This is a genomic window from Cohaesibacter intestini, from assembly GCF_003324485.1.
In the GTDB taxonomy this organism is placed as follows: Bacteria; Pseudomonadota; Alphaproteobacteria; order Rhizobiales; family Cohaesibacteraceae; genus Cohaesibacter; species Cohaesibacter intestini.
The window spans coordinates 39,494-48,934 of sequence record NZ_QODK01000010.1; the positions used below are offsets into that span (position 1 = coordinate 39,494).

Genomic DNA, 9,441 nt, shown 5'->3' on the forward strand with positions numbered 1-9,441 from the left:
GTTGGCTGCCTTCTGGCCGCGCCTAGCTGGCCGGGCGGTGGGCGTTTGTCTTGGAGAAATGAACGCGGTGAGCCAGAATGACTGGCGACCAGAGCGGTCTTGGTTTCTCTTTTTGTAAGCAGCCAATTGAGCCTGAGCTCGTGGCTTGAGGAATGAAACGATGTCGGGAATCACGATTCCATTGGGCCGGGTTGAGGCTCTCATTCAGCGCTTTGATGCAATCTCCTCTGAGATGGCAGCCGGGCCGGAGCCGGATGTCTATGTCAAACTGAGCCGCGATTATGCGGAGCTGGAGCCTGTGGCCAAGGTGGGCAACGACTATGTTTCCGCGCTACGGGAATTGGGCGATCTCAAGGAAATCCTCTCTGATCCCGAGATGGATGCGGAGATGCGCGAGCTGGCCCAAATGGATATCAAACCGACGGAAGAGCGTATTGATACCTTGGCGGCAGAGTTGCAGATCCTGCTGTTGCCCAAAGATGCCGCTGACAACAAGAGCGCGATCCTTGAGGTGCGTGCCGGGACGGGCGGTGATGAAGCGGCTTTGTTCGCCGGTGATTTGTTCCGGATGTATCAGAAATATGCCGAGGATAATGGTTGGAAAGTGTCGTTGATGTCGGTCAGTGAGGGCGATGTCGGCGGCTATAAGGAAATCATTGCCAGCATTTCCGGTGTCGGTGTGTTTGCCAAGATGAAGTATGAATCCGGTGTGCATCGCGTGCAGCGCGTGCCGGAAACCGAAAGCGGCGGGCGTATTCACACCTCGGCGGCAACGGTTGCCGTTTTGCCCGAAGCCGAGGATATTGACGTTGAGATTCGCTCCGAGGATATCCGCATCGATACAATGCGGGCGTCGGGCGCTGGCGGTCAGCATGTCAATACGACTGACTCGGCGGTGCGCATCACCCACTTGCCAACAGGTATCGTGGTGACGTCTTCGGAAAAATCCCAGCACCAGAACCGTGCCAACGCCATGAAGGTGTTGCAGGCGCGTCTGTTTGAAGCGGAACGGGAACGTGCCGACAGTGAGCGGGCTGATGCGCGTCGCGGCCAGGTCGGGTCGGGCGATCGGTCCGAACGGATCAGAACCTACAATTTCCCGCAAGGGCGCGTGACGGACCATCGGATCAATCTGACGCTCTACAAGCTTGAAAAGGTTCTGTCCGGTGAAGCGCTGCCGGAGTTGATTGATGCCTTGATTGCCGAAAATCAGGCTCAATTGCTGGCCGCTGTTGAAGCCGACGAAATCTGATGCGACTCGATCAGATGATTGCGGCGATCGCGGCGCGTTTTGCTGGTGTGGGTATCGATAGCGCGCGGCTCGACGCGCGGCTTCTGGCCTGTCATGCCTTGGGCCTGACCGAAACCGACATGATCTTGCAGTTTGATCGCACCCTCTGTGAAGATGAGGCTGAAGCCATCGAGGCTTTGGCGGCGCGGCGCCTTAAGCGAGAACCGGTTGCGCATATTCTGGGGCAGCGGGAATTTTGGGGACTGCCTTTTCACGTCTCCTCTGATGTCCTTGTGCCGCGTCCGGATAGTGAAACGCTGGTTTCTGCTGTGTTGGAGGCTGTGCCTGATCGCACGGCACCGCTCCGGATTGTTGACATCGGCACCGGGTCTGGCTGTTTGTTGCTGGCGCTTCTCTCCGAATTGCCCAATGCACAGGGTTTGGGCGTCGATATCAGTGAGGCGGCGCTCACCATTGCCCAGCACAATGCCGAGGATTTGGGGCTGGCTGATCGGGCGTCTTTCGTTCAGGGGGATTATGCCAATGCCATTGGTCCTGAGGTTGATATTCTGATTTCCAACCCGCCTTATCTGGCGGACAAGGAGATGGCGGATCTGGAACCGGATGTGGCGAACTATGATCCGCGCCATGCATTGGTTTCTGGTGCAAGCGGTCTGGAAGCGTATGAGGCGATCTTTTCGACGGTTGGGGCGTGGGACAAAAGACCGGATGTGATGGCCTTTGAGTTTGGATATCGGCAAGCCAAAGATATATTGCTGCTTTCGCAACAATATAAACTCTGTGGGGACACGGACATGAAATGTGAGGTCCGTCAGGATTTGGCTGGGCATGATCGTGTTCTGCTGGTGAGCGCAAAGCCTGCAATTCCGGCCTGATTGCATCAATTTTATCCAATCTTCTGTTGAAAGCATGGGCCGCTTTCGGACAAAAACTCGCCAATGGGCTTGAATTTGTGCCCCAGACGGATAAGTTGAAGGCATCAAGTGAGCGACTGGCTGATTTGGTGCAAACCTCGGCCAGTATTGAAACGTCTATCGGAAAACCCTTTTCAGGTGACCGGATAGCAGAATTTCAAACTTTTTCAGTCTAAGAAGCGACCCGGTCATAGGACCGTTTGCGCTTGGGGACTTTTCAAACAGGTTGTCAGCTCGATACCAGAGTCTGAACTATCAGACTGCAAATGGTGTCTGTTGAGCACCATCAGTCGGTTTGAATGCTGATTATTTCTTCGGCACTTTACGAAAGACAGAAGCAATGCGACAGAGCCAGAAAAGCAATCGGACACGCGGTCGCGGACGCAAAGCCGCCAATCCGTTGTCTCGATCCTATGACAGCAATGGTCCTGATGTGAAAATTCGCGGAACAGCCAGTCACATTGCGGAAAAATATCAGTCTCTTGCCCGCGATGCGATTGCGTCCGGTGATCTTGTGATGGCGGAAAACTATTATCAGCATGCGGAGCACTATCTGCGCATCATTGCTGCCGCCCAGCCAGCCAGCCGCGAGGAAGGTCGTCCAAACAACAATGACGGCAACAGCAACAACGGCGGCAACAATGGGAGTCGCAAGGCTGCCAACGTCAATGGTGATGATGCCGACGATGCAAACACAAACAACGCCAGCGATGTTGAAGACACTGCTGTCGAAATGGATGTGGTTGCCGTTGCCGAGGTGCCGGGGTCGGGAGATCAACCGGATGTCGCGCCGCCTGCGGAAGTGGTGGATGAAGAAGTGGCCGCTGCTGGTGCACCACGCCGCCGCAGAAGGACAACCTATCGGTCCCGCAAGCGCCCAACGGCTGCCGAGCGCAAAGCCGAGGGGGGCGACGGCTCTGACGGGGCCAAGGAAAAGCCAGCGGTGGTTGCCTCTGAAGATTGAGGCGGCTTTGACCGATGTTGCTATTGCCAAAGAAAAACCCGCCGGCTGGCGGGTTTTTTTGTGAGCAGTTGTTATGTGTTTTGCGGCAAGGTGATGCGATCACCGATGGTCAACGCGCCATCCCCCAACGGCATCAGGTGTATACCGCAGTCGGTATGGCCGTAGTGATCCATCAAAGCTTTCGGGATATTCCGGTCGCGTTCGCCGGTGGTCGGGTTGGCATTGGTGGCGGCGCAACGCTTGGTGCGTTTGCGCACCTGAAAGGATACCGCGCCAACTTCGATGATCTTGTCGACCCAGTCATGTTCCTGCCACGGGGCGGCCCCTTCGATATAGAGATTGCCGCGGAAGCGCATCGGATCGATATCATTGCCGATTTTGGCTTCCAGATCACTGACGCTGGCAAGATTGATCAAGGAGAGATCCTGAGTGCGAGAATCGGTGAAGGCAAATTCACTGGCATGGAGCAGCCTCGGTGACCCGCGCATCGGTTTTTTGCAGTGACCCGCCATCACCTGAAGGGCCGCTTGCATGCTGTCCGGCGCAAACAGGTTGCCTTCGGCCAGGAGCGTGCCATGCTGCTGCACCGAGAAGGCGCCGGTCACATCATCGAACTGGGTGATCAAGTTGGCCAGTTCGGGTTGCTTCATCAACATCAGAAAATGGATTTTGGGCAGGTGGGCCGGGGCGGCAGGATCAAAGCCGCTGTCGCCATTTTCAATGGCAAAGGCGCGGTCCCACGCAAGTGGTTTGCCTTTTGTGATGGCTGCCTTTTCCAGTTTCTGGCCGGTGAAGCCCTTGATCGGATAGCGATAGATTGATGCGAGCGTGATGGTCATGGCAGATCCTTGAAAGGTGCGGGCAGGTGCGGGGACTGGGAAGGGGCATTTTGATTGCTGCTTTTTCCTACATCCCCCTTTTGTGACGAAATTGCAACACTATATTAGACAAGAGCCTGTTTCTTGCCTGTTGGGAGAGATGGGGAGTTGGCCGACAATTGGGCTTGCTGACAGAGGCCGGGAGCCTGTTTAATGGCCGTAATTTGAGTGGCAATCAGATCATGCCTTTGCAGTTTGGATGATCCGGTTGGGCACAAGGAGATAGATTATGAATCTTGAACGCTATACAGAGCGGGCGCGCGGCTTCATGCAGTCTGCGCAAACCTATGCAATCGGGCAGGGGCATCAGGCCTTTTTGCCGGAACATATTCTCAAAGTTTTGATGGACGACAAGGAAGGCCTCGCATCCGGCCTGATTGATCGTTCGGGTGGCCAGTCGGCGGAAGTGCGCCGGTTGCTGGAAGCCCATCTCAAGGGCATCCCGTCCGTCTCTGGTGGCGGAGCGGGGCAGCTTTATTTGTCGCCCGCAATGGCGAAGCTGTTTGAAAAGGCCGAAGAGGTCGCTGAAAAAGCGGGTGATTCCTATGTCACTGTCGAACGGCTGTTGCTGGCGCTCAGCCTGACACCGGAGGCCGAATCGGCTGCCATTTTGAAAAAGGCGGGTGTGACAGCCCAGAATCTCAATCATGCCATCGAGCAACTGCGCAAGGGCCGCACCGCTGACAGCGCGTCGGCGGAAGACAGCTATGAGGCGTTGAAGAAATATGCGCGCGATCTGACGCAGGATGCGCGCGAGGGTAAGCTTGATCCGGTGATCGGGCGGGACGATGAGATTCGCCGTGCGATCCAGGTCCTGTCGCGGCGAACCAAGAACAATCCGGTGCTGATTGGCGAGCCGGGGGTTGGTAAAACCGCTATCGCCGAAGGATTGGCTTTGCGTATCATCAATGGCGACGTGCCCGAATCGCTCAAGGATAAAAGACTTCTTGCCCTCGACATGGGGGCTCTGATTGCCGGGGCCAAATATCGCGGTGAATTTGAGGAGCGTCTGAAAGGGGTGCTGAGCGAAGTCGAAGCGGCCGCCGGCGAAATCGTGCTGTTTATTGATGAAATGCATACGCTGGTTGGCGCAGGCAAGGCCGATGGAGCGATGGATGCTTCGAATCTGCTGAAACCTGCTCTGGCACGCGGTCAGTTGCATTGTGTTGGCGCGACGACACTTGATGAATATCGCAAGCATGTTGAAAAGGATGCCGCTCTGGCACGTCGGTTCCAGCCTGTGATGGTCAGCGAGCCGACGGTCTCGGATACGGTGTCGATCTTGCGTGGCCTGAAGGAAAAATACGAGCTTCACCATGGGGTGCGGATCTCGGATAATGCGCTGGTTTCGGCTGCCTCCCTGTCGGATCGTTATATCTCCGACCGATTTTTGCCTGATAAGGCCATCGACCTGATGGATGAAGCGGCGTCGCGGTTGCGGATGCAGGTGGATTCAAAACCCGAAGAGCTGGATGAGCTTGATCGGCGAATCATTCAGCTGAAGATTGAGCGTGAGGCTCTTAAAAAAGAGGAAGATGACGCTTCGAAGGATAGGCTCGCCAAAATCGAGGACGAGGTCGCCCAACTGGAGCAGGAATCGGCGGTTTTGACCCAGCGTTGGCAGTGGGAAAAAGACAAGCTGTCGGACGCGACCAAGGTGAAGGAACAGCTCGATGAGGCCCGTGTGGCGCTCGCACAGGCGCAGCGGCGCGGTGATTTGGCGCGAGCCGGTGAGCTGGCCTATGGTGAAATTCCCCGACTTGAAGCGACTTTGAGCGAGGTGGATGAGAAAAACACCCAGTCCAATGCCATGGTCGAGCGGTCGGTGACAGCGGATCACATTGCGCATGTGGTCTCGCGCTGGACCGGCATTCCGGTCGACAAGATGCTGGAAGGCGAGCGGGACAAATTGCTGCGGATGGAAGAGGAACTTGCCCACCGGGTGATTGGCCAAGCCGATGCGGTGACTGCCGTTTCCAAGGCCGTGCGGCGCGCAAGGGCCGGATTGCAGGATCCCAATCGTCCCATTGGCTCCTTCATGTTTCTTGGGCCAACCGGCGTTGGTAAAACCGAATTGACGAAAACGCTGGCGGACTTTCTGTTTGACGACGAAAGTGCGATGGTTCGCCTTGATATGTCGGAATATATGGAGAAGCACTCTGTTGCCCGTTTGATTGGCGCGCCTCCGGGCTATGTCGGTTATGAGGAAGGCGGCGTGCTGACGGAAGCGGTGCGGCGGCGTCCTTATCAGGTGATTCTGTTCGATGAAATCGAAAAGGCGCATCCGGATGTCTTTAACGTGCTGTTGCAGGTTCTTGACGATGGGCGGCTGACCGACGGGCAGGGGCGGACAGTGGATTTCCGCAACACGCTGATCATCATGACCTCAAATCTCGGAGCGGAGTTCCTGTTGTCCAAGGACGAGGGGGATCTCAAACAAGAGGATCGGGAGAATGTGCTCAATGTGGTGCGCAGCGCTTTCCGTCCGGAATTCCTCAACCGCGTTGATGAGATCATCATTTTCCATCGGTTGTTGCGCGAGCATATGGCGTCGATTGTTGCGATCCAGATGCAGTATCTTTCCGACTTGCTGGCCGATCGCAAGATCGAGTTGGTGCTGGATCCAGAGGCGGTCAAGTGGATTGCCGAGAAGGGTTATGACCCGGCCTATGGGGCGCGGCCTTTGAAGCGGGTGATCCAGCGACATGTGCAGGATCCGTTGGCAGAAGAGTTGCTGGCTGGCAAGATACTGGACGGGGCACGGGTGCACATTCTGGTCAAGGATGATGCACTGACCTTCGGTCTGGAAGACTAAGTCTGTCAGGCCGGTTGGTTTGTCCGGTCCTTGATGTTGCAAATAAAGAGCCCCGGAGCCTTTGGCTTTCCGGGGCTTTTCTATTGGGGGGAGGGGGCGCGGGCCGGCGTTTCTTCAAAAATTTTCGGCCCGCCTATTCGGCTTGCGCAACCTTGACGTTGGTGGGTTTGCCAAGCAGTTCGTCGATCCGCAGGCGCTCTTCATCGAAGGTGGCGAGCATGTCACCATTCAGGGAGCGGCCCCGCGGCAGACGGATCCGCATCGGGTCCACATGGCGACCATTGACCGTTACTTCATAGTGAAGGTGCGGACCGGTCGACAGGCCGGTGGAGCCGACATAGCCGATGATCTGACCCTGACGGACATAATCCCCCACTTCAAAGCCCGGAGCGAACTGGCTCATATGGGCATAGCCGGTGGCATAACCGTTTGTATGTTGGATCTGGATGAATTTGCCATAGCCGCTCGACCAGCGCCGTTTGATGATTCGACCATTGCCTGATGCCATGATGGGCGTGCCGCGCGAGGCAGACCAGTCAACACCCTTGTGCAGCCGCGATATCTTGAGAATCGGGTGACGACGCCAACCAAAGGGTGAACGGAACTTGCCGCCCTGCATCGGCTTGCGCATTAGAAACTTTTTCGAGGAGCGGCCATTCTCGTCATAATAGTCGACAATGCCATCATCCGGAGCGCGGAAACGATAATAACGCTTGGTCTTGCCGCCGAGCTGCACTTCGACAAACAGGATCTCGGCTTTCTTCGAATCGCCGTCTTCCGGGATGGAATGGAAAATCTGTAGCGAGTCGCCGGGCTTGATCTTGGCGTTGAAATCGAGATCGAAGGACAGAATTTTGATCAACTCGTCGATCATGTTCGCTTCAACGCCGTTGTTGAGGGCGGTCTGATAAAGCGAGTCATAGACATTGAGCCGTGGCCCCGCCCGCAGATTGGCAATGGCGTCCGAGGTTGGCATCGGACTAAAGCTTTCAACGGGCTCCTCGGCAACGCGGAAGCCACCCTGATCCGACCGGGCAACGGTGATCTGATGTTCTTCACCCAAATAGAGGCTGAGACGAATCGGTGCGCGCTCGCGGATGCCGTCATAAACCAGCTCATATGTAATGCGCATGCGCTGGTTGTTGCTCAAGGCGTCGATGCCTGCTTCCTTGACGAACAGATCGGCGAGAATTTCCGCTTCTTCTTCTGTCGCCTCATTTTCCAGCAACAGGTTGCGCACTGTGTCGCCTTGAACGGCAAGGACAATCTTTTCCTCTGTTTCCGTGCCTTGACCGCTCAGATCGGTTTTGGTGATCGAGCTCATATTTTCCGGGACGATACGGATATAGGAGGGCGCAAGGGCATCGACTGAAGTTGTCGGGAACTCAAACCGGGCCGGATCGATCACCCCGAGTGCGGAGGCGGATTGTTGATCCTTGTCGGTGAGGAAAATGGCGGATTGGGCCGCCAGTCGCTGGATGGCGAAATTGTTTGGGCGGCCTGCATCCAGTTCATAATCGACATTCATGTCGAGAGGCTCCGTCCGCAGACGCATTTCCCCTTCCACGTTGGCGGCATAGAAAATGTCTTCCTCAGTCGCTGTCGATTGTTCTGTCTTCTCCTGGGCTGATGCGAAAATACGCACGGCATTGAATGCCGGGAAAGATACGCTTTCGCTGCGTTTGGTTTCCAGCGAAGCAGAAATCAGCATGAAGGGACGCGCGCTAACGAGATTCTCATCACCAAGGGATGAAATGGTACTGACTTGAATCTCACGCCGATGAGAAACCGGACGGATCGTACGCGAGAGACGGTTGCCCTTTTTGCCTGCGGTGATCAACTCCCCGGGCTTCAAGTCGAGTGTGTCAGACTCGTCGCCAGTGCTCACCAGGGCACGCTCGATCATCTGATCCTGACTTTGAATGCCGGCCAGCAGGGCCCCGCCCATCAAAAAAATCGATGTGCAGCCCGTCAGCACGGTGCCGACAAGCCAGCGCAGGTTCAAAGTTCTTCGATCAGGGGGATTAAGACGTGCAGAAGGGGTCAGCAAGGCTGGCATGGGTTCAAGATTGACCCTGTTTGCATCATGCATCGCCGCAAAGGTCGGCTTAATCATGCCGGGTCCTGTCATGTCCGCTTTGTTCATTCAGTCGCTCTGTCAATCGCCTTGGTCTTGCTAAGCTTCATATTAATGGCCCATCGCCGTCGGCGATGGTCACCAAAGCCCTTGCGTCGAACCACAGGATAAGGGAGCAAAGTCCACTTATCCGGGCCAACTTTGTCTCTCTATATACAGGTGCTATAGAGAAGAGGGAAATTCAGGTTTATCCCAATGCCTGATTTCTACACTTTAAGTGCAAGAAAGCAAAGATCAGAAGGGCTGGGCAGAATGATGGTCCGTCCAGCACTATTTTGAAAAAATGTGAGTTATGCACCGCGGGTGGAAAAGTTTGATTTTTGTATTTTTTGGGTTTGACTTGCCCGGAGCACAGGTCTATAACCCGGTTCATCGACAGCGGCGGCGCTGCTGGCGGCGGGGCGGTTTGCTCCAAAATTCAGAGTTTGCGGGTTGAGGCTTAGGTCTTGATGTTTTGCATAACTTTTTGAAAAAGCAGATG

At 55.6% G+C, this 9,441-nt stretch carries 7 protein-coding genes; 4 read left to right on the forward strand and 3 right to left on the reverse strand.

The features are described 5' to 3' along the window. The first annotated feature begins 160 nt into the window (after positions 1–160). From prfA to DSD30_RS20855, 3 genes are all read left to right on the forward strand, one after another. Positions 161–1,252, forward strand: a complete 1,092-nt coding sequence (prfA, locus tag DSD30_RS20845) for a peptide chain release factor 1 (protein WP_114011688.1) — start codon at positions 161–163, stop codon at positions 1,250–1,252. Further along, entirely contained in the window at positions 1,252–2,127 is an 876-nt protein-coding gene (prmC, locus tag DSD30_RS20850) for a peptide chain release factor N(5)-glutamine methyltransferase (protein WP_114011689.1), read from the forward strand. The genes prfA and prmC overlap by 1 nt, the downstream gene beginning before the upstream one ends. 379 nt (positions 2,128–2,506) lie before the next feature. Further along, complete coding sequence (locus tag DSD30_RS20855; protein ID WP_114011690.1) at positions 2,507–3,130, forward strand: DUF4167 domain-containing protein; 624 nt, start codon at positions 2,507–2,509, stop codon at positions 3,128–3,130. 71 nt (positions 3,131–3,201) lie between these two features. On the opposite strand, the gene DSD30_RS20860 is transcribed toward DSD30_RS20855, so the two are convergent. After that, positions 3,202–3,969, reverse strand: coding sequence for an MOSC domain-containing protein (locus tag DSD30_RS20860; RefSeq protein ID WP_114011691.1), 768 nt, complete (start codon positions 3,967–3,969; stop codon positions 3,202–3,204). Between the two features lie 268 nt (positions 3,970–4,237). Between DSD30_RS20860 and clpB the strand changes: the two genes are divergently transcribed. Next, a complete protein-coding gene (clpB, locus tag DSD30_RS20865) occupies positions 4,238–6,823 on the forward strand; it encodes an ATP-dependent chaperone ClpB (protein ID WP_114011692.1) in 2,586 nt (861 codons plus the stop codon). 133 nt (positions 6,824–6,956) lie between these two features. On the opposite strand, the gene DSD30_RS20870 is transcribed toward clpB, so the two are convergent. Together DSD30_RS20870 and DSD30_RS21790 are read right to left on the reverse strand one after the other, a co-directional pair. Next, complete coding sequence (locus DSD30_RS20870; protein ID WP_114011693.1) at positions 6,957–8,969, reverse strand: M23 family metallopeptidase; 2,013 nt, start codon at positions 8,967–8,969, stop codon at positions 6,957–6,959. 281 nt (positions 8,970–9,250) lie between these two features. Then, a partial coding sequence (locus DSD30_RS21790; RefSeq protein WP_210206113.1) for a hypothetical protein occupies positions 9,251–9,441 on the reverse strand: 191 nt, incomplete at its 5' end.